Origin of the sequence: Luteimonas colneyensis (assembly GCF_014836665.1) — a bacterium.
Classification (GTDB): domain Bacteria; phylum Pseudomonadota; class Gammaproteobacteria; order Xanthomonadales; family Xanthomonadaceae; genus Luteimonas; species Luteimonas colneyensis.
On the sequence record NZ_JACSQJ010000001.1, the window covers coordinates 61,060 to 80,700 of the forward strand.

The 19,641-nt window shown below is 72.3% G+C and carries 15 protein-coding genes and 1 tRNA gene; 8 read left to right on the plus strand and 8 right to left on the minus strand.

Annotated features, from left to right (window positions below; genetic code table 11):
• From glnD to asnB, 5 genes are all read left to right on the plus strand, one after another.
• Positions 1-2,634, plus strand: a complete 2,634-nt coding sequence (gene glnD, locus H9645_RS00255) for a [protein-PII] uridylyltransferase (RefSeq protein WP_318240460.1) — start codon at positions 1-3, stop codon at positions 2,632-2,634.
• Complete coding sequence (dapD, locus tag H9645_RS00260) at positions 2,631-3,794, plus strand: 2,3,4,5-tetrahydropyridine-2,6-dicarboxylate N-succinyltransferase (RefSeq protein WP_191727753.1); 1,164 nt, start codon at positions 2,631-2,633, stop codon at positions 3,792-3,794. Before glnD ends, dapD begins: the two co-directional genes overlap by 4 nt.
• Positions 3,791-4,171, plus strand: coding sequence for a Spx/MgsR family RNA polymerase-binding regulatory protein (locus tag H9645_RS00265; protein ID WP_191727754.1), 381 nt, complete (start codon positions 3,791-3,793; stop codon positions 4,169-4,171). Before dapD ends, H9645_RS00265 begins: the two co-directional genes overlap by 4 nt.
• The gene (gene dapE, locus H9645_RS00270) at positions 4,168-5,298 is read left to right on the plus strand and encodes a succinyl-diaminopimelate desuccinylase (protein WP_191727755.1); all 1,131 of its coding nucleotides are present in this window, start codon (positions 4,168-4,170) and stop codon (positions 5,296-5,298) included. Before H9645_RS00265 ends, dapE begins: the two co-directional genes overlap by 4 nt.
• 302 nt (positions 5,299-5,600) lie before the next feature.
• Positions 5,601-7,328 carry an asparagine synthase B gene (gene asnB, locus H9645_RS00275; RefSeq protein ID WP_191727756.1) on the plus strand — a complete coding sequence of 576 codons (1,728 nt, stop codon included), beginning with the start codon at positions 5,601-5,603 and terminating at the stop codon, positions 7,326-7,328.
• Between the two features lie 168 nt (positions 7,329-7,496).
• On the opposite strand, the gene H9645_RS00280 is transcribed toward asnB, so the two are convergent.
• The 7 genes from H9645_RS00280 to H9645_RS00310 form a co-directional block, all read right to left on the minus strand.
• On the minus strand, positions 7,497-8,141 hold the full coding sequence (locus H9645_RS00280) for a hypothetical protein (protein ID WP_191727757.1): 645 nt from the start codon (positions 8,139-8,141) through the stop codon (positions 7,497-7,499).
• Positions 8,142-8,228: 87 nt separating this feature from the next.
• On the minus strand, positions 8,229-10,625 hold the full coding sequence (locus H9645_RS00285; protein WP_191727758.1) for a penicillin acylase family protein: 2,397 nt from the start codon (positions 10,623-10,625) through the stop codon (positions 8,229-8,231).
• 82 nt (positions 10,626-10,707) lie between these two features.
• Complete coding sequence (locus tag H9645_RS00290; protein WP_191728421.1) at positions 10,708-11,373, minus strand: thiopurine S-methyltransferase; 666 nt, start codon at positions 11,371-11,373, stop codon at positions 10,708-10,710.
• The gene (gene parC / locus H9645_RS00295; RefSeq protein ID WP_191727759.1) at positions 11,373-13,616 is read right to left on the minus strand and encodes a DNA topoisomerase IV subunit A; all 2,244 of its coding nucleotides are present in this window, start codon (positions 13,614-13,616) and stop codon (positions 11,373-11,375) included. Before parC ends, H9645_RS00290 begins: the two co-directional genes overlap by 1 nt.
• A gap of 85 nt (positions 13,617-13,701) precedes the next feature.
• Positions 13,702-14,271 (minus strand): cysteine hydrolase family protein, encoded by a 570-nt coding sequence (locus H9645_RS00300; RefSeq protein WP_318240461.1) that lies wholly within the window; start codon positions 14,269-14,271, stop codon positions 13,702-13,704.
• Positions 14,272-14,273: 2 nt separating this feature from the next.
• Complete coding sequence (locus tag H9645_RS00305) at positions 14,274-14,453, minus strand: hypothetical protein (protein WP_191728482.1); 180 nt, start codon at positions 14,451-14,453, stop codon at positions 14,274-14,276.
• A gap of 40 nt (positions 14,454-14,493) precedes the next feature.
• Positions 14,494-15,594 carry a DNA topoisomerase IB gene (locus H9645_RS00310; protein WP_191727760.1) on the minus strand — a complete coding sequence of 367 codons (1,101 nt, stop codon included), beginning with the start codon at positions 15,592-15,594 and terminating at the stop codon, positions 14,494-14,496.
• A gap of 144 nt (positions 15,595-15,738) precedes the next feature.
• Between H9645_RS00310 and H9645_RS00315 the strand changes: the two genes are divergently transcribed.
• Both H9645_RS00315 and H9645_RS00320 read left to right on the plus strand, forming a co-directional pair.
• A complete protein-coding gene (locus H9645_RS00315; RefSeq protein WP_191727761.1) occupies positions 15,739-15,927 on the plus strand; it encodes a hypothetical protein in 189 nt (62 codons plus the stop codon).
• On the plus strand, positions 15,924-16,817 hold the full coding sequence (locus tag H9645_RS00320) for an NAD(P)/FAD-dependent oxidoreductase (RefSeq protein WP_191727762.1): 894 nt from the start codon (positions 15,924-15,926) through the stop codon (positions 16,815-16,817). The genes H9645_RS00315 and H9645_RS00320 overlap by 4 nt, the downstream gene beginning before the upstream one ends.
• A 61-nt stretch (positions 16,818-16,878) precedes the next feature.
• Here the strand turns inward: H9645_RS00320 and H9645_RS00325 are convergent.
• Positions 16,879-16,963 (minus strand) — tRNA-Leu (locus tag H9645_RS00325).
• Positions 16,964-17,234: 271 nt separating this feature from the next.
• Here H9645_RS00325 and rnr point away from each other — a divergent pair.
• Positions 17,235-19,640 carry a ribonuclease R gene (gene rnr / locus H9645_RS00330; RefSeq protein WP_225217896.1) on the plus strand — a complete coding sequence of 802 codons (2,406 nt, stop codon included), beginning with the start codon at positions 17,235-17,237 and terminating at the stop codon, positions 19,638-19,640.
• Position 19,641 lies beyond the last annotated feature (1 nt).

A 19,641-nucleotide genomic window follows, 5' to 3' on the forward strand; every position in this document is an offset into this window, starting at 1 on the left:
GTGGACGCGGCCGCGCCCTCCGACGCGCAGGGCCGCAGCCACGCCTCCGCCGACGCCGGCTGGGCACAGGCCCGCCGCGAGGCGCTGGCCGCAGGCGCGGCCGCACTGGCGGCCCGCTTCGATGCCGGCACCGACGCCACGCGCCTGGCCGCCGAGCGCGCGCGCGCGGTGGACGCGGTGGTGGCCGAGGCCTGGCAGCGCTGCGTGCCGCAGGAGTCCGCTCTGTCGCTGTTCGCGGTCGGGGGCTACGGCCGCGGCGGCCTGTTCCCGCATTCCGACATCGACCTGCTGGTGCTGGCAGCACGCGAGCCCGACGGCGCGGCGGAGGCGGTGCTGGCGCGCTTCTTCGCGCTGCTCTGGGACGCGGGCCTGCCCGCGAGCCACGCCGTGCGCACGCCCGCGCAGTGCACCGCGGCCGCAGCCGACATCAGCGTGATGACCGCCCTGATCGAGGCGCGGCCGCTCGTTGCCGACGCCGCCGCGCGCGCGGCGCTGGCGCGTGCGATCGCGCCGGACCGGGCCTGGCCGGCGCGCGACTTCTTCGTCGCCAAGGTGCAGGAGCAGGCGCGGCGCCATGCACGCTTCGGCGACACCTCCGACAACCTCGAGCCCAACCTCAAGGAAGGCCCCGGCGGGCTGCGCGACCTGCAGACGCTGGGCTGGATCGCGCGCCGCGCCTTCGGCACCCACGAGCTGGAGCCGCTGGTGGCGCTGGGCCACGTCGGTGCCGACGAGTCCGCCGCCCTCGAACGCGAAGGCCAGGCGCTGGCGCGGCTGCGCTACGGGCTGCACCTGGTGGCCGGGCGCGCCGAGGAGCGGCTTCGCTTCGACCACCAGAAGGCGCTGGCCGAGCGCCTGGGCTTCGCCGACGATGCGCGCAACCTCGGCGTCGAGCAGATGATGCAGGGCTTCTATCGCAGCGCGGCGGTGGTGCGCCGCATCGGTGACCGCCTGCACCAGCGCTTCGAGGAGCACTTCGACGGCGCCGCCGAACCCGAGGCGGTGGACGCGCGCTTCGAGCTGCGCCGTGGCTACCTCGCCGCCCGCGACCACGGCTGGCCGCACGGCGACATCGGCGAGGTGTTCGAACTGTTCGCAAGCTGGGCGCGACTGGGCGAACTGCGCGGGCTGCACACCCACACCGCACGCGCGCTGGCCGAAGCGCTGGACGGGCTGGCGCCGTACACCGCGGCCACCGCCGCGCAGCGCGACGCCTTCCTCGGCCTGCTGCGCGGGCCGACGCCGGTGCGCAGCCTCGAACGCGTGGCGCGGCTGGGCGTGCTCGGGCGCTGGATCCCGGCGTTCGCCCAGGTCTCGGGGCGCATGCAGTTCGACCTGTTCCACGTCTATACCGTCGACCAGCACACGCTGGCGGTGCTGCGCAACCTGGCCGGCTTCGCCAGCGGGGAGGCCGACGAGCGCTTTTCGCGCGCCCACGAGGTCTGGCCGGGACTGCGCAAGCCCGAACTGCTGCTGCTGGCCGGCCTGTTCCACGACATCGCCAAGGGCCGCGGCGGCGACCATTCCGAACTCGGCGCGGTCGACGCGCGCGCGTTCTGCACGGCCCACGGCCTCGGCGAGGCCGACACGGCGCTGGTGGAATGGCTGGTGCTGCGCCACCTGCTGATGTCGGTCACCGCGCAGAAGCAGGACATCGCCGACCCGGCGGTGATCCACCGCTTCGCCACCGAGGTCGCCGACCGCGAGCGCCTGGACTACCTGTATCTCCTGACCTGCGCCGACATCGCCGGCACCTCGCCCAAGCTCTGGAACGCCTGGAAGGACCGCCTGCTCGCCGACCTGCGCGATGCCACCCGGCTCGCGCTCCGGCGCGGCCTGGAGCATCCGGTGGCCGCGGCGGAGCGCATCGCCGAGACCCGCGCAGCGGCAGCGACGCTGCTGGAGGAGTCCGGCATCGGCGCCGCCGATGCGGCGGCGCTGCTCGATCGCTTCCCCGCCTCCGGTTTCCTGCGCGCGCGCGCGGAGCAGATCGCCTGGCAGGCGCAAGCGCTGCACGAGGCCGCCGGAGAAGATCCGGAGCGCGCGGTGGTCAAGGTGCGGCTGGTCGCGCCCGCAAGCCCGGCGATGGAAGTGTTCGTGCACGGCGCCGACCGCGACGGCCTGTTCGCGGCGATCGTGGTCACGCTCGACCGGCTGGGGCTGGCGATCCAGCAGGCGCGTGCGCTCGACGGCCCGGGCGGCACGGTGTTCGACAGTTTCCAGGTGCTGCCCGGGGACGCACGCGCTGACGCCGACCCGCAGGTGGTGGCGCGCAAGCTGGGCGCGGTGCTCGCCGGTCCGCTGGACCGGGTGCGCCCGGCGCAGCGCACACAGCCGCGACACCTGAGGCATTTCCGCATCGCGTCGCAGGTGGAGTTCGCCACCAGCGCCGACGGCACCGCCACGGTGCTGAGCCTGGTGTGCACCGATCGCCCGGGCCTGCTGGCCGACGTGGCGCACGTGCTGCGCAGCCAGGGACTGCGCGTGCACGACGCGCGCATCGCGACCTTCGGCGCCCGCGCCGAGGACGTGTTCCGGGTGACCGGTGAAGACAAGCAACCGCTGGGCGGGGAGGCGTGCGCGCGTCTGCGCGAGGCCCTGCTGGCGAGGATCGACGGAGAGGAACTGAAATGAGCAGTGCGAAGAAGTCCACGGCGAAGAAGGCGTCCGGGGCGGCGAAGAAGGCCGCCGCGACGGCCGCCGCCGCGGATGCGAAGACGGCCGGCGCGAAGCGGTCCGCGGTGAAAAAGCCCGTCGCGAAGAAGGCGCCGGTGAAGAAGGCGCCGGCGAAGAAGCCCCCGGCCAAGAAGGTCGCGGCCGGGAAAGCGGCGGCTCCCCGCAAGGCGGCTTCGAGGGCGGCCGCTCCGGTGGCCCGCGCGAAGGCGAAGCCCGCGGCTGCGGCCCGGGACGCCGCCATCGCGGCGCCGGCGCGCGTCCCCGCCGCTCCCCGCGTGGGCGATGCCGACCGCGAGCTCGCCTTCATGATCGACAGCGCCTGGGCGCGCCGCTCGATGTTGACGCCGGAGGAGATCGAGGGCTCGACGCGCCTGCTCGTCGACCGCGCGATCGAGGGCCTCGAAGCCGGCCGCCTGCGCGTGGCCGAACCAGACGGCAATGGCGGCTGGCACGTCAACGAATGGCTGAAGAAGGCGGTGCTGCTCTACTTCCGCGTGCAGGAGATGGAGCTGGGCGAGCAGTACCCGGCGCCGTACTGGGACAAGATCCCGATGCGCTTCGAGGATTTCGACGAGGCCGCCTTCCGCAAGGTCGGCGCGCGCGTGCTGCCGGGTGCGATCGCGCGCCGCGGCGCCCACGTCGGCCGCGACGTGGTGCTGATGCCCTCGTTCGTCAACATCGGCGCTTGGATCGGCGAGGGCACGATGGTCGACACCTGGGCCACCGTCGGTTCCTGCGCGCAGGTCGGCAGGCACTGCCACATCTCCGGCGGCGCCGGCATCGGCGGCGTGCTGGAGCCGCTGCAGGCCTCGCCGACGATCATCGAGGACCACGTCTTCATCGGCGCGCGCTCGGAGGTGGTCGAAGGCGTCATCGTCGGCCACCACAGCGTGATCGGCATGGGCGTCTTCCTGGGCCAGTCCACCCGCATCTACAACCGCATGACCGGCGAAGTGGGCTACGGCACGGTGCCGCCGGGCAGCGTGGTAGTGGCGGGCTCGCTGCCGGCCGCCGACGGCTCGCACTCGCTGTACTGCGCGGTGATCGTGAAGCAGGTCGACGCGAAGACCCGCGCCAAGACCTCTGTCAACGACCTGCTGCGCGGGCACGCGCTGTGAGCGGCGCAGAAGCGACGCCGGCCACGCTGTACGGACTGAAGAACTGCGACACCTGCCGCAAGGCGCGGAAGTGGCTGGACCGCTTCGGCGTCGCGCACGCCTTCGTGGACTACCGCGACGAGAAGCCGTCGCCGGACACGCTGGTGGAATGGGCCGGGACGCTCGGCGGCTTCGAGGCGATGGTCAACAAGTCCTCCACGACCTGGCGCGAGCTGCCCGCCCACCGCAAGGCGCCGGGCTCGGAGGCGGAATGGAAGCTGCTGCTGCGCGAGTATCCGCAGCTGGTCCGGCGCCCGGTGGTGGTGACCGCCGATGGCCGCGTCACCCAGGGCTTCAGCGACAACGGCTTCAAGCAGCGCTTCGGGATCGCAGGATGAGCGAGGTGCTGGCGCTGGCCTGCGAGCTGATCGCGCGGCCGTCGGTCACCCCCGACGACGCCGGCTGCCAGGCGCTGGTCGCCGGGCGGCTGCAGCGCGCCGGCTTCGCCTGCGAGTCGATGCGCCACGGCGCGGTCGACAACCTCTGGGCGACGCACGGCAACGGTGGCCCGGTGCTGGTGCTGCTCGGCCACACCGACGTGGTGCCGCCCGGGCCGCGCGAGGCCTGGGGCAGCGATCCCTTCGTGCCGGAGATCCGCGACGGCATGCTGTACGGCCGGGGCGCCGCCGACATGAAGGGCAGCGTGGCCGCATTCGTGGTCGCGCTGGAGCGTTTCGTAGCTGCACACCCTGCGCATCCAGGCACGGTGGCCCTACTGCTGACCTCGGACGAGGAGGGCGATGCGATCGACGGCGTGCGCCGCGTCGCCGAAACCTTCCGGGAGCGTGGCCAGCGCATCGACTGGTGCATCACCGGCGAGCCGTCCTCGACCGCGCGCCTGGGTGACCTGCTGCGCGTGGGCCGGCGTGGATCGCTCAGCGGCGCACTCAGAGTGCGCGGCGTGCAGGGGCATGTCGCCTATCCCGAGCAGGCGCGCAATCCCGTGCACGAAGCGCTTGCCGCGCTCGCCGAGCTGACCGGCCGCCGCTGGGACGAGGGCTACGAGAGCTTCCCGCCGACCAGCCTGCAGGTGAGCAACGTCGCCGCCGGCACCGGCGCTACGAACGTCATTCCCGGCGCGCTCCGCGTGGACTTCAACCTCCGCTACAACCCGCACTGGGATGCGCCGCGGCTGGAGTCGGAGATCGAGGCGATGCTGGCCCGGCATGGCCTGGACTTCGAACTGCGCTGGCACCGCAGCGGCGAGCCGTTCTTCACGCCGGAAGGCCCGCTGCGCGCGGCGGCGCGCGAGGTGCTGTCGGAGGTGGCAGGGGCGGCGCCCGAGGAAAGCACCGGTGGCGGCACCTCCGACGCACGCTTCATCGCGCCGCTGGGCGCGCAGTGCATCGAAGTCGGCCCGGTGAACGCCAGCATCCACAAGGTCGACGAGCACGTGTCGGTGGCGGATCTTGAAGCGCTGCCGGGCCTCTATCTGGCACTGGTGGAGAAGCTTCTGGAGGGGTGAGGGCGGCGGAATTGGGGAAGTTGCCCGAAGGGCGGACGCGGGCAATCCCGCGGAAAGCGTTCTTCTTGCGCGCCACCGGATCCCCCTGCTACGTTCGCCCCATGCACCGCCCCGCCACCCCCGCCATTGCCCGCAACGACCGCGCCAACAACCGCGGCTCGAACAATCGTGCGCGCCCGGCGTGGGCGGGAGGCTAGGCGGCGGCAACCGCGATACCCCCCGAAACCCGCGCCCGGCGCGGGTTTCGCTTTTTCCGCGCAGGGAGCATCCATCGCCGGCCGTCCGGCACAAGGAGCCCCACCATGTGTTCGATCCTCGGGATCTTCGACCTCCGCCCCGGCGCCGATGTCTCGGTGCTGCGTCCCCTCGCGCTGTCGCTGTCCGCGCTGCAGCGCCACCGCGGCCCCGACTGGAGCGGCGTGCACGCCGACGCCAACGCGCTGCTGGTGCACGAGCGCCTGGCCATCGTCGATCCGCTGGGCGGTGCGCAGCCGCTGCGCTCGGCCGATGGCCAGCTGGTGCTGGCGGTCAACGGCGAGATCTACAACCACCGCGAGCTGGAGGACGCGACCGGCGACGGCTATGACTTCCAGAGCGGCTCCGACTGCGAGGTGATCAATGCGCTCTACGCCGCAACGATGGACGGCGTGGAGGGCCGTCGACGGGCTGCCTGCGAGGACATGGGCGCATGGCTGTCGCGCCTCAACGGCATCTTCGCCTTCGCCCTGTGGGATCGCGACCGCGGCCGAGCGATCATCGCCCGCGACCCGATCGGCGTCTGCCCGCTGTACTGGGGTCATGACGGCGATGGCCGGCTGTGGGTGGCTTCCGAGATGAAGGCGCTGGCCCGCAGCTGCGCCGACGTCGAGGTCTTCCCGCCGGGGCACTGGTACGACACCGCCACCGGCGAACTTCGCCGCTACTACGAGCGTCCCTGGCGCGAGCGCGGAGCCACGCTGGGCCGCCGCGTCGAACCGGCGGCGCTGCGCGAGGCCTTCGAAGCCGCCGTGCACCGGCAGATGATGGCCGACGTGCCCTACGGTGTCCTGCTTTCCGGCGGTCTCGATTCCTCGCTGGTCGCGGCCTGCGCCGCGCGTTTCGCACGTCGCCGCATCGAGGACGACGATGCCTCCGAAGCCTGGTGGCCGCGCCTGCATTCCTTCGCCATCGGCCTGGAAGGTTCACCCGACCTTGCCGCGGCCGAGATCGCGGCGAAAGCGCTGGGCACGGTGCACCACGGCTTCACCTACACGGTGGAGGAGGGCATCGACGCCCTGCCGGAGGTGATCCGCCACATCGAAAGCTTCGACGTCACCACCGTGCGCGCGTCGACGCCGATGTACCTGCTGGCGCGCCGGATCAAGGCCATGGGCGTGAAGATGGTGCTGTCCGGCGAGGGCAGCGACGAGGTCTTCGGCGGCTACCTCTACTTCCACCGCGCGCCCGACGCCGACGCTTTCCACGAGGAAACCGTGCGCAAGCTCGACGCCCTGCACCAGTACGACTGCCTGCGCGCCAACAAGTCGATGATGGCCTGGGGCGTGGAGGCGCGCGTTCCGTTCCTGGACCTGGAGTTCCTGGAGCTGGCGATGGGCATGGACGCGGAGGCGAAGATGGTCGCGCCGCGCCCTAACGGCCGCCCGCCGATCGAGAAGGCGGTGTTGCGCGAGGCCTTCGAAGGCGTGCTGCCGGCGTCGATCCTGTGGCGGCAGAAGGAACAGTTCAGCGACGGCGTCGGCTATGGCTGGATCGATGCGCTGAAGGTGCGGGCCGCGGAGGTCGTGGGCGATGCCGCCTTCGCCGATGCCGCGAAGCGTTTCCCGCACGACCCGCCGGTCACGCGCGAGGCCTACTGGTACCGCAGCCTGTTCGAAGCCGCGTTCCCGAGCGAAGCCTGCGCGCGGACGGTGCCGGGCGGGCCGTCGATCGCCTGCTCGTCGCCCGCGGCGATCGCCTGGGACGCGGCCTTCGCCGCTGCGGCCGATCCTTCGGGGCGGGCGGTGGCCGGGGTGCACGCGGCCGCGCGATAGCGCCTTGCTTCGCGATGTTGCCGCGGTCGCTGCGCGGAATGCACCAGCAGGCTGCCGCCCTCGGGCTCCGCCACGATGCGGTCGCCCTTGACGCTGGTGACCGGCGCGGGGCCCGGAACGCAGACGGCCACCGCGGGCGGTGGCCGTCGTCGGATCGGCGATGGTGACTCAGTCCTTGCCGTGGCCCTTGCCGTTATTGCCGTTGCCGTTGTTGCCGCGACCCTTGTTGCCGTTGCCACTGTTCCCGCGGCCATTGTTGCCGCTGTTGCCACGGTTGTTGCCGCCGTTGCCGTTGCCCTTGTGGCCATGGCCGCGATCGGGACCCGGGCGCGACCAGTCGACCCGCACCGGGCGATCGATCACCACGGTCTGGCCCCAGCGGCCATAGGTGTCGACCTGGCCGCGCTTCAGCGCGTGGAAGGCCGCGGACCCGGGCTTGATGCCCATGCGCTGCGCCACCGCGCCCCAGCCCTGGCCCGGATGGCGATCGTATTCGTGCACGACGTCCAGGCAGGGCACCCCGAGTGCATGCGCGATGGCGCAGGCGTAGTAGACATCGCCAGGCGCCCAGCCACGACGGTCGAGCAGGTCGACCAGCAAGGGGCGCGGGGCACCGTAGTAGCCGTGCATTTCGTCGATGAACGGATCGCGGTAGCGTCGGCCATAGTCGTTGATCTCGCCCAGGCGCGCGTCGACCCAGACGTCGCCGGTGCGGACGTTGTAGCCGATGGTCTGCGCCGCGGCGGTCGTCGCCGTGCTGGCAAGGCCGACGCCGAGCGCAAGCGCCAGGATGTCGAGTCTGCGGATCGCCATGGTGGGCTCCTTCGAGTGGTCGAGACGATGCGGAAACACTTTGCGCACGGGCGATGAATCCGCGGTGATCGTCCCCGGCGGGCGCCCTCAGCGCCCCTCCAGCACGAGGGAATGGCGTGCCGGGCCGGGCAGGAACGGCGACGGCCGTCCCGACACCCAGTCCTGGTGCCCGGCGCCCCAGAACGGCGACAGCGGGTGTCCGCTCTGGCCCCCGGGCTGGTGGATGATGCCCTCGGCTTCACGGCCCGGTGCGACCACCATGCGCTGCGAGGCGCCCATCGCCGGTGCCTGCACGCGCGGCATGTGGCTGTCGCCGGGCAGCGGGTCGGCCGGCATGCACAGCGTCTGGCGCAATGGTCCCGGCAGGGCCTGGGCCAGCGGATGGCAGATGCGTGCGGTGTTGGCCTCGCCCCAGCTGCGCTCCGCCAGCGGACCGGCCGGCGCGAGCTCGTCGCGCACCGCGGCTGCAGATTCCTCGAACAGCGCGTCCCAGTCCGCGTACTGCGACGGCAGCAGGTGCGGCGGACGCTGCGTCACCAGCGGCCAGGCCACGCCCTCCAGCTGGGGCAGCGCCGGCATCTCGAACGCATCGCCAAGCGCGGCGCGCGCGGGCGCCAGCAGTCCGAGCGAAACGCGTTCGTTGACCGCGTTGCGCCACGCCCGCACCAGCCGGTAGCCGGTCGAGTCGACCGAGGCGCGTCCATCCCAGTCGGCGCTGGCATCGGCCAGTGCCCGGAGGGCGGGGGCGTCCTGCACGCGCGCGCGCTCCAGCAGCAGCGCGTGCCAGCGCTCGAGGAACAGGGCGCGGTCATCGAGCTGGATGGTCAGCAGGTCGCGTTCGTCGAAGCGATCGCGCGCCCGCAGGGCGTCGCGGATCTGCGCGCCGCGCGCGCCCAGCGCGTAGCCGCCGTCGCCGATGGTGGCCAGCGCGGTACCGTCCACCACGCGCGCGTTCGCGGTCCAGATGCGGTCGGCGGTCGGCGAGGCCACGGCCGGACCGTGCCGGGTGCTCATCGGCCACGGCGTGCAGCCGGTGGTGGCCGGGTCGACGGGGGCCGTCGGCTCGCAGCCCGCGCCGCGCCGGGGCACTGGGCCGAGCAGGCGCCATGCGATGCGGCCGGCGCGGTCGCCGACCACGAGGTTCTGGTTGGGCAGCGCGATGTCGCGTGCCAGCACCAGCGCGCGTTCGACGTCCGGCACGCGCGCCATGCCGGCCAGCCCGAGATTGATCGCGCCCGGCAGGTGCGCGGTCCAGCGCAGCGTCAGCACGCGGCCGTCACCGGTGCGGTGCAGGACCGGACCCCACGCCGACTCTTCGACCTCCAGCACCTCGGGCTCGCCGCCCGCCACTTCGATCGGCTCGCGGTGGACGACGAGTGGCGTGCAGTCGCCGGCCGCCGCACCGCCATCGTCGGCAACGGCGGTGACGGACTCTGCGCACGGCGCTTCCAGCGCCCAGTCCAGGTAGTCGCCGTAGCTGTTGGTGAATCCCCAGGCCACGTGCCCGTTGCTGCCCACGATCACCGCCGGCAGCCCGGGCAGGGTGAAGCCGGACACGTCGACCTGGCCACCGGGCGCGCGCGCATCCGGATAGCGCAGGCGCGCGCGGAACCAGATGCCCGGGGCGCGCAGGCCCAGGTGCATGTCGTCGGCCACCAGCGCCGCGCCGTGCAGCGTCAGCGTGCCGGCGACGGCGAAGTTGTTGCTGCCCACCGCGGCCGGATCGTCGCCGGGCATTCCCAGCGCCACGCCGTCGGAGGGCGCGGGCAGCCGGCGCAGGTCCACCGCCTCCGGCCCGGGCAGCACCGCGTCGCCGATGGCACGGCCCAGCAGCGGCGAATCCCAGTCCGAGCCGGCGTGCGCGACCAGGGCATGCAGCGCCTCCGGCAGGTGCGGGCGGATACGCCACAGCGCCAGCTCGCGCGCGTTGCCGGCATCCTGCAGGTCGAAGTACATCGCGTGCCCCACCAGCACCGAGTCCTCCGGCCGCCATGGCGCCGGTCGGGCGCGCAGCAGCAGGTAGGCCCAGGGCCGCACGCGCATGTCGCCGAGTCCGGCGTTGATGCCCTCCGCGTAGGCGGTGAGCAGTTCGCGCTCGGGCGCCGGCGCGGCGTCCACCGCTTCGCGCGCGCGGCTGCGCATGCGGTGCACGCGATGTCGGCGGTCGGTGTCCAGCGCCGCCGCGCCGAACAGCGCCGACAGCTCGCCCGCGGGCGAGCGCCGCATCAGGTCCATTTCGAAGAAACGTTCCTGCGCGTGCACGTAGCCCAGCGCCCGCATGGCGTCGGCTTCGCCGGAGGCCGCCACCGTCACCACGCCCAGCGCATCGCGGGAGATGGCGACGGGAGCGGACAGCCCGGGCAGCGCCGTTTCGCCATCGAGCCGGGGCAGGCTGCCGCGCAGCAGCCACCAGGTGGCCAGGAACAGCAGCAGGGCGAGCGCAGCCAGCGCCAGCGCGATCCGCAAGGTCCAGCGAAGCAGCATGGTGGTGTCCCCCCCGAAGCCCCGCGACATTGTAGTGCCGGCGCTGGCGCGCAAAGGTTTCAGCGGAGGTCGGGTGCCGCGGTCAGCGCGCTGGCTGCCGCTCCAGCCGCCAGGCGGCCGACGCCAGCGCGTCGACGCCGGCTTCGATGAAGCGCGGTTCCGTGGCCAGGATGTCGCTGCGCTCGAGCAGGACAGGCGCCCAGTCTTCGCCGAACAGCGCCAGCATCTCCTCGGCCGCGACGGCGAACGGCGGTCCCGCCTTCTGCGCCTGCGGATACTCCAGCGTCACCACCAGTCCCCGGCATCCCTGCGGCAGCGGGGCCCAGGTGCAGTGGGCGTAGCGGCGACGCAGGTCCGGTGGCAGTGCGACCAGCGCGGCCCGGTCGAACACGCCCGCGCAGGCGGCCAGCGCCGCGCGGTCGAGGCCGAAGGCATCGCCGACGATGATCTCGAAGGGGCCGGCCTCGTGGTGCAGGCCGTACGCCGTCTCGCGCAGCGTCGGCTCCAGGCCCTGTTCGCTGAAGAACTCGCGGACCGCGATCGCCGACAGTTCGATGCCCAGCACCCGGTGGCCACGTGCCGCCAGCCAGCGCATGTCCAGGCTCTTGCCGCACAGCGGCACGAACACGGTGCTGCCCGTGGCCAGCCCGAGCGCGTCCCAGTGGCGCTCCAGCTGCGGCGTGACCGACGGCTGGTGGAAGCCGATGCGGCCCTCGCGCCAGCGCTCGTGCCAGAAGCCGGGTTCCATCATTCCACCGAGAGCGCCTCGACCTTCTGCCAGCCGCGCGGCAGCAGGCCGCCGCGGCTGCCGCGCGCACCCAGGTAACCCTCGAGATCGCGCCAGGACAGGGTCATCGTGCGCGCGCCCGAGTGCACCAGCAGGCTGCCACCCTCGGGCACCGCCGCCACCGCGACCACGCGCTCGGTGCCGCGCTTGGCCTTGGGGATCTCGATGATCTTGTTGCCCTTGCCGCGGTCGAGCTCGGGCAGTTCGGCGATGGGAAAGGCGAGCAGGTGGCCGGCGCTGGTCACCGCGACGATGCGGTCCGACTGCAGGCTGCCCACCGGCGACGGCGACAGGACCTGCGCGCCTTCGGGCAGGCTCAGCATGGCCTTGCCGGCCTTCTGGCGGCTGGTCAGGTTCTCGAAGCGGGTGACGAAGCCGTAGCCGGCCGAGGACGCAAGGGTGTAGCGCGTGTCCGCGTCGCCGCTGGCCATGACCACGAAGCTGGCGCCGGCCGCGGGCGAGAAGCGGCCGGTCAGCGGCTCGCCGTTGCCGCGCGCCGAAGGCAGGCCGTGCGCGAGCGTGGAATAGGCGCGGCCCGTCGAATCGAGGAAGGCGACCTGCTGCGTGCTGCGTCCGCGCACTGCGCCGAGCAGGCCATCGCCCTCGCGGTAGGACAGCGTCGAGGCATCGACGTCGTGCCCCTTGGCCGCGCGCACCCAGCCCTTCTGGCTGAGCACGATGGTGACCGGTTCGCTGGCGACCAGGTCGGTCTCCGCCAGCGCCTGCGCGGCACCGCGCGCGACCAGCGGCGAGCGGCGCGCGTCGCCGAACTTCTTCGCGTCGGCCAGCAGCTCGTCCTTGACCAGCTTGCGCAGCTTCGCCTTGCTGCCGAGGACGGCGGCCAGTTGCTCGCGTTCGCGCGCGAGTTCGTCCTGCTCGCCGCGGATCTTCATCTCCTCCAGCCGCGCCAGCTGGCGCAAGCGGGTCTCGAGGATGTAGTCGACCTGGTCGTCGCTGAGGCCGAAGCGGGCCTGCAGCACCGGCCGCGGTTCGTCCTCGGTGCGGATGATGCGGATCACCTCGTCGAGGTTGAGGAAGGCCACCAGCAGGCCTTCCAGCAGGTGCAGGCGGCGCTCGACCTTGTCGAGGCGGTGCTGCAGGCGGCGGGTGACCGTGTCGGAGCGGAACGACAGCCACTCCAGCAGCAGGCTGCGCAGGTCCTTGACCTGGGGGCGGCCATCGAGGCCGATGATGTTGAGGTTGACCCGGTAGCTGCGCTCGAGGTCGGTGGTCGCGAACAGATGGCCCATCAGCTGCTCGGCGTCGACGCGGTTCGAGCGCGGCACCAGCACCACGCGCACCGGGTTGGCATGGTCGGACTCGTCGCGGATGTCCTCCAGCCACGGCAGCTTCTTCGCGCGCATCTGCGCCGCGATCTGCTCGATCACCTTGCCCGGGCTGACCTGGTAGGGCAGCGCGGTGACCACGATGTTCGTGCCTTCCTTCTCGAAGGTGGCACGCGCGCGCACGCTGCCGTGGCCGGTCTCGTAGATCGCGCGCAGGTCGGCGGCCGGGGTGATGATCTCGGCCGTGGTCGGATAGTCCGGGCCGCGCACGTGCTCGCACAGGTCGGCGACGGTGGCATCGGGATCGTCGAGCAGGCGCACGCAGGCGCTGACGATCTCGTTGAGGTTGTGTGGCGGCACGTCGGTGGCCATGCCCACGGCGATGCCGGTGGTGCCGTTGAGCAGCAGGTGCGGCAGGCGCGCCGGCAGCCAGGTGGGCTCTTCCAGGGTGCCGTCGAAGTTGGGCGCCCAGTCCACCGTGCCATGTGCGAGCTCGCCCAGCAGGACTTCGGCGATCGGCGTCAGCTTCGATTCGGTGTAGCGCATGGCCGCGAAGGACTTCGGGTCGTCGGGCGAGCCGAAGTTGCCCTGGCCCTCGATCAGCGGATAGCGGTAGCTGAAGGGCTGCGCCATCAGCACCAGGGCTTCGTAGCAGGCGCTGTCGCCGTGGGGGTGGAACTTGCCGATGACGTCGCCGACCGTGCGCGCGGACTTCTTCGGCTTCGAGGTGGCGCCGAGCCCCAGCTCGCTCATCGCGTAGATGATCCGGCGCTGCACCGGCTTCAGCCCGTCGCCGATGAAGGGCAGGGCGCGGTCGAGCACGACGTACATGGAGTAGTCGAGATAGGCGCGCTCGGCGTACTCGCGCAGGGGGATCTGCTCGAAGCCGTGGAAGACGGTGCGGACGGGATCGTTCATCGGGACTGCGGTGGCGTGGGAACCCGGCATTCTACCGGGCCGCCAGCGGCGCCGGCTCGCGCCGCGGAAGCTGCCTGGGCGTGGGTCAGCGCGCCGGGCGGGCGCACCAGGCCAGGGCGCGGTCGACCGCGACCACGGCGGCGGCATTGGAACCGGACAGCACCTTGAACGCCGCGGCCCGCAGCTCCGGCTTTCCGGCGACGGCCTCGCGCGCCACCGCGACCTCGAACTCGCGCGCGTTGCCGTCGATCGCGGTGGCCAGGATGCAGCCTTCCAGGGCCATGCCCGTCAGTAGCAGCCGGCGGACGCCCAGCTTGGCCAGCAGCACCGGCAGGGCGGTGAGGAGGAACGCCGAATGCTTCGGCTTCAGCACGAAGTGGTCATCCGGCGTCGGCTCCAGCCACCCCGCGATCCTGCTGGCCGCACCCGGCGTCGCCGAGGCCATCGCGACCAGCTCGCGGAAGTCCGATTGCCAGTGCGTGAAGTTGTCGTTGGCGTACACCACCGGCCAGCCGCGCCGGTGGAAGCGGTCGCGCAGGGTCCGCACGCCGCGGGCGGCGCGCACGGCCGACGGTGCCAGCCGGTCGGCACCCGGGAAGTCGAACAACCCGATCATGTCGATCACCAGCAGCGCGGGCAGGGCGCCGGTCGCCACCTTCAGTCGGGCGTCTTCGCGGGGACGAAGGGAGAGACCGGATCGCTGGCCGGGAAGGTTTCCTCCAGCGCCTCGTCCTGGTTCTCGCTCTCCTTCTGCTTGCGCACCACGCGCTCGCCCGGGGTCTCGTCCCGGTGCGGTGCAGCGTGGTCTTCTGGAAGGTCTTTCCGGTCCCGGCTCATGGCGCGCCTCGCGGTCTGCGGTGTGGATGCGACATGCTTCTTAGCGCCGGCGGCGTTGCCTCCGCGTGACCGCGGCGCGCGCACGGGCATGGGCGCGTGAAAGGAACCGGCGCGCGGCGGATTCCCACTGGCGCGGACCGCGCGCCTTGGCGGCCGCGCGCGACAGGCTGCCGTCCTGCCAGCCTTCGAAGACGCAGGGGTCGACGTACGACTTGCGGCAGACCGCCACGGTGTTGCCCAGCAGCCCCGACACCTCGCCCAGCACCGACTGCTGGATCGCGGCGAGTGCGCGGTCGCTGGCATCCTCCGGCGGCGGCGACGCGGCCAGCAGCCGGAAGGCCTCGAGGGTGGCGCCCCAGGTGCGGAAATCCTTGGCGGTGAATCCGTCGCCCATCCGGTCGCGCAGATATTCGTTGACCATGCTCGAGTCGATCGGGTGGAGCTCGCCGTCCTCGCCGGTGTACTGGAACAGGCGCTGCCCGGGCAGCTGGTGCATCGCACGCAGCATCCGGACCAGGCGGCGGTCGCCGAGCTCGACGTCGTGCCGCTTGCCGCCCTTGCCGGTGAACTGCAGCCGCAGGCCGCCGGCCGGGAAGCGCGCATGGCGGCTGCGCAGGGTGGTGAGACCATAGGACCGGTTCTCGCGGGCATAGCTGTCGTTGCCCACGCGCAGCAGGGTGTCCGCCATCGTGGCCACGACCAGGGCCAGCACTTTCTCGCGGGGGAAACCGGGCAGGGCGAGGTCCGTGCGCAGCTTCCTGCGCAGCCGCGGCAGCGCGTCGGCGAATGCCGGCAGGCGTTCGAACTTGCCGACGTCGCGGCAGTTGCGCCAGCGGGCGTGGTAGCGGTACTGCTTGCGCCCGCGGGCATCGCGCCCGGTGGCCTGCAGATGGCCGCGCGGCGACGTGCAGATCCACACGTCGCGGTAGGCGGGCGGAACCGCAAGCGCGCGGATCCGCTCCAGGGTCGCCGGGTCGCGGACCGCCTTGCCGGCGGGATCCACGTAGCGGAAGCCGCGGCCGCTGCGCAGCCGGCGGATGCCGGGGTCCTGGTCGCACACATAGAGAAGGCCGGCCTCGGCCGCCTCGAGCGAGCCGGGTGGGGCGTCGTCGGGGGGCGGGTTGGAGGAGGTCGGGGCCATGGCCGAACGCTACGGGCCGGCGGTGATCGCGCGATGAATCCAGCGACCCCATGGATCCGCCGGCCGGGATTCACGCCGCCTTGCGGGATCGGATCGCAGTGTCGGCCGTTGCCGCGCGCGCCGCGCGAACCGTGGAGACCCGCCATGCCCCGCGACCAACGCCCTGCCTCCGACGCCCCCGGCACCGATGCGCCCGACCGCGAGCCGCGCGAATACCCGCATGGAAGCGGCGACCGCAACGCGTTCCAGCCCACGCGCGACGATCCGATGCCGCGCCACGACGGCGGAACGCAGCGCAAGGCGCCGCCTGCCGCGCCCGACGACGCCGGATGATCGACTGCATCATCGTCGGCGGCGGGCCCGCGGGCCTGACCGCGGCCTGCTACCTGCGCCGCTTCCACCGCGACTGCCTGGTGCTGGATGCGGGCGACAGCCGCGCGCGCTGGATCCCGGAAAGCAACAACTGTCCGGGCTTTCCCCATGGAGTCTCCGGAGACGGACTGCTGCGCCGCATGCGGGAGCAGGCCGCGGCGGTGGAAGTGCCGGTCGAGCAGGCGCGGGTGGACGCCATTGCCGTGCGGGCAGAGGGCTTCGAGGTGCGCGCGGGCGAGCGCCACTGGCTGGCACGCACGGTGATCCTCGCCACCGGCGTCAGCGATCGCCTGCCGGACGAGCCCTGGGTGGAAGCCGCGATCGCCTGCCACGCGCTGCGCCTCTGCTCGATCTGCGATGCCTACGAGGCCAGCGACCTGTCGATCGGCGTGCTCGGGCCGAGCGCGGACATCGGGGGCCACGCGCTGTTCCTGCGCGGGTATTCGTCGACGGTGCATGCCCTGCCGCTGGACGATGGCGACGGCGGCGAAGCGGGTCGCGAGTCGCGGACGGCCGGCGTGCAATGGCTGCCCGGAGCCGGTCGCCTGGGCTTCGACGGCCGGCGCTGCACCTACGCGCCGCCGGGAGCGGAGCCGGTCGCCTTCGACACCGTCTATGCCTATCTCGGCTTCGAGACCTGCGCCGGCATGGCCGCCGCGGCCGGCGCCCGGCTCGACGGGCGCGGCGAGATCATCGTCGACCGCGACCAGCAGACGCGCCTGCCCGGCCTCTACGCCATCGGCGACGTGGTCAGTGGCCTCAACCAGATCTCGGTCGCGGTGGGGCACGCCGCGATCGCGGCCACGCATGTGCACAACGCGCTGCCTTTCGTGCGCCGCGCCGGCCGCTGACGGGCCGCGGCCTGCCGGAAAACAGAAAACCCGCGCCGGGGCGCGGGTTTTCTGCTGTAACTGGTGCCCAGGAGAGGACTCGAACCTCCACGGTTTTACCCGCTAGTACCTGAAACTAGTGCGTCTACCAATTCCGCCACCTGGGCAGGTGGGCGCGTATGGTGCAGCGCGGCGGCGAGTCTGTCAACGGGTTTTACGCACGGGATCGACACGACGCGTGCGTACAATCGTCGGATGACGAAAAAGACGGGCAAGCGCGGCACCGGCCGCGACACGGAACCTGCGAAGCCAGGTGCGACGAAAGCTGCTGCGGGCAAGGGCCGCAAGGCGTCGACGCCGGCCACGCCGCAGGCTGCAAGGAAGGCGCCGGCGGCGGGGGGGCGAAAGGCGGCTGCGGGCGGCGCACAGCCGGCCTGGATGCCCGATCCCGGACTGTTGCGCGCGATGAAGCCGCGCGGCGCGGAGCCCGCGCTCGGCGGCGAGGCACGCACGACCGGCAAGACCGCGACCGGCAAGGCCGCGACCGGGACGCAGTCCGCCGCTCCGCGAGCCGCAGCCCGGCGCGCCGGCGGCGGCGTCGTCGATCCGCAGGCCGCGCGCGAGGCCGGCCGCTACGAGAATCCGATTCCCAGTCGCGAGGCGATCCTGCAGGTGCTGTCCGACGCCGACGGCCCGCTGGACGCCGAACGCCTGCAGGACGTGCTGGGGCTCCATGACATCGATCGCTCCATCGCCCTGGAGAAGCGCCTGGCGGCGATGCTGCGCGACGGCCAGGTACTGAAGAACCGCCGCGGCGGCTTCGTGCCGGCCGCGCGCGCCGACCTCATCCCCGGCACGATCATCGCCAACCCGGAGGGCTTCGGTTTCCTGCGCCCGGAAAGCGGCGTGGGCGACGACCTGTTCCTGCCGCCGTTCGAGATGCGCAAGGCCATGCACGGCGATCGCGTGCTCGGCAGCGTCACCGGCGTCGATCGCCGCGGACGCCGCGAGGGCGTGATCGTCGAGGTGCTGGAGCGCCGGGTGACGCGCCTGATCGGCCGCTTCGCGCTGGAGCACGGCATCAGCTACGTGGTCCCGGACGACCGCCGCATCCAGCGCAACGTGCAGATCCCGGCCGACGAGCGCCAGGACGCGCGCGACGGCCAGCTGGTGGTCTGCGAGATCGTGACCCCGCCCGACAACCACCGGCCGCCGATCGGCCGCGTGCTGGCGGTGCTGGGCGACCGCCTGACCGCCTCGATCGCGGTCGAGGCGGCGATCCATGGGCATGACATCCCGCACGAGTTCCCGCCCGAGGTGCTCGACGCCGCGGCCGAAGTGCCGGTGGACGTCGACTTCGCCACCGCCAACCGCCGCCTCGACCTGCGCAAGCTGCCGCTGGTGACCATCGACGGCGAGGACGCCAAGGACTTCGACGACGCGGTGTACTGCGAGCCCAACCGCGACGGCTTCCGCCTGATCGTGGCGATCGCGGACGTCTCGCACTACGTGCGCCCGGGCGAGCCGCTCGATGTCGAAGCGCAGAAGCGCGCGACCTCGGTCTATTTCCCCGGCTACGTCGTGCCGATGCTGCCGGAGACGCTGTCCAACGGCATCTGCTCGCTGAAGCCCAGGGTCGACCGGCTGTGCTTCGCCTGCGACATGCAGGTCGACCGCCGTGGCCAGGTGGTGTCCTACGAATTCCACGAGGCGGTGATGCATTCCCACGCGCGCCTGACCTACACCCAGGTCTGGAACGCCGTGGGCGACGGCGTGCCCGATGCCGACCGCGACGCGGCGCAGGCCTTCATCGGGCCGCAGATGGGGCAGGTCCGCCAGCTGCACCAGCTCTACAAGGTGATGGAGAAGGCGCGCAAGGCGCGCGGCGCGATCGACTTCGAGACCAGCGAGGTGCGCTTCGTGCTCGGCCCGCAGGGCGAGGTCACGCAGGCGGGCATGATCCAGCGCAACGATGCCCACAAGCTGATCGAGGAATGCATGATCGCGGCCAACGTGGCCGCCGCGCACGCGCTGCTGGAAGTGGGCGTCCCCGCGCCGTTCCGCGACCACGACCGTCCACCGGAGGGCAAGTACGCGGATCTTCTGGAATTCCTGAAGGAGTTCCAGCTGCGCCTGCCGCCCTGGGCGAAGGTGAAGCCGAAGGATTTCCGCAGGCTGCTGGAGACGGTGCGCGATCGCCCCGACGCGGCCCTGCTGGAGTCGGTGCTGCTGCGCAGCCAGTCGCTGGCGGTCTATGCGCCGGACAACATCGGCCACTTCGGCCTCGCGCTTGAGGCCTACGCGCACTTCACGTCGCCGATCCGCCGCTACGCGGACCTGCTGGTGCACCGCGCGATCAAGCATGCGCTTGGCGGCGGCCGCGCCGCGGACTACCGGTATTCGGCGCACGAGATGGGGGCGCTGTCGCTGCAGTGCTCCGAGCGCTCGCGCCGCGCCGACGAGGCCCAGCGCGAGGTCGACGAACGCTACCGCGCGGCCTGGATGGAGGAGCACGTCGGCCGCGAGTTCGAGGGCGTGGTCAGCGGCGTGACCAGCTTCGGCCTGTTCGTCGAACTCGACGAATCCAAGGTCAACGGACTGGTGCACGTGACCCAGCTGCCCAACGACTTCTATCATTTCGACCCCATCCGCAAGACACTGACCGGCCAGCGCACCGAGCGCGAGTTCCGGCTGGGCGACCGGGTGCGGATCGTGGTGCTCAAGGCCAGCGTGGAAGAACTGAAGATCGACTTCCGCCTGGTCGAGGAAGGCCAGCGCGGGAAGGGCGAACCAACACCGCCGCCGCGCGGAAAACCCGCGAAGCGCACCAAGCAGCAGTACTGAC

What these genes read in the sequence shown, in the direction of transcription:
- rnr (WP_225217896.1), top strand. Translation starts at nt 17,235, where the DNA reads ATGCCCGATCCCGGACTGTTGCGCGCGATGAAGCCGCGCGGCGCGGAG.
- H9645_RS00290 (WP_191728421.1), bottom strand. Translation starts at nt 11,373, where the DNA reads ATGGAACCCGGCTTCTGGCACGAGCGCTGGCGCGAGGGCCGCATCGGC.
- H9645_RS00280 (WP_191727757.1), bottom strand. Translation starts at nt 8,141, where the DNA reads ATGGCGATCCGCAGACTCGACATCCTGGCGCTTGCGCTCGGCGTCGGC.
- H9645_RS00320 (WP_191727762.1), top strand. Translation starts at nt 15,924, where the DNA reads ATGATCGACTGCATCATCGTCGGCGGCGGGCCCGCGGGCCTGACCGCG.
- H9645_RS00315 (WP_191727761.1), top strand. Translation starts at nt 15,739, where the DNA reads ATGCCCCGCGACCAACGCCCTGCCTCCGACGCCCCCGGCACCGATGCG.
- asnB (WP_191727756.1), top strand. Translation starts at nt 5,601, where the DNA reads ATGTGTTCGATCCTCGGGATCTTCGACCTCCGCCCCGGCGCCGATGTC.
- dapE (WP_191727755.1), top strand. Translation starts at nt 4,168, where the DNA reads ATGAGCGAGGTGCTGGCGCTGGCCTGCGAGCTGATCGCGCGGCCGTCG.
- parC (WP_191727759.1), bottom strand. Translation starts at nt 13,616, where the DNA reads ATGAACGATCCCGTCCGCACCGTCTTCCACGGCTTCGAGCAGATCCCC.
- dapD (WP_191727753.1), top strand. Translation starts at nt 2,631, where the DNA reads ATGAGCAGTGCGAAGAAGTCCACGGCGAAGAAGGCGTCCGGGGCGGCG.
- H9645_RS00285 (WP_191727758.1), bottom strand. Translation starts at nt 10,625, where the DNA reads ATGCTGCTTCGCTGGACCTTGCGGATCGCGCTGGCGCTGGCTGCGCTC.
- H9645_RS00310 (WP_191727760.1), bottom strand. Translation starts at nt 15,594, where the DNA reads ATGGCCCCGACCTCCTCCAACCCGCCCCCCGACGACGCCCCACCCGGC.
- H9645_RS00305 (WP_191728482.1), bottom strand. Translation starts at nt 14,453, where the DNA reads ATGAGCCGGGACCGGAAAGACCTTCCAGAAGACCACGCTGCACCGCAC.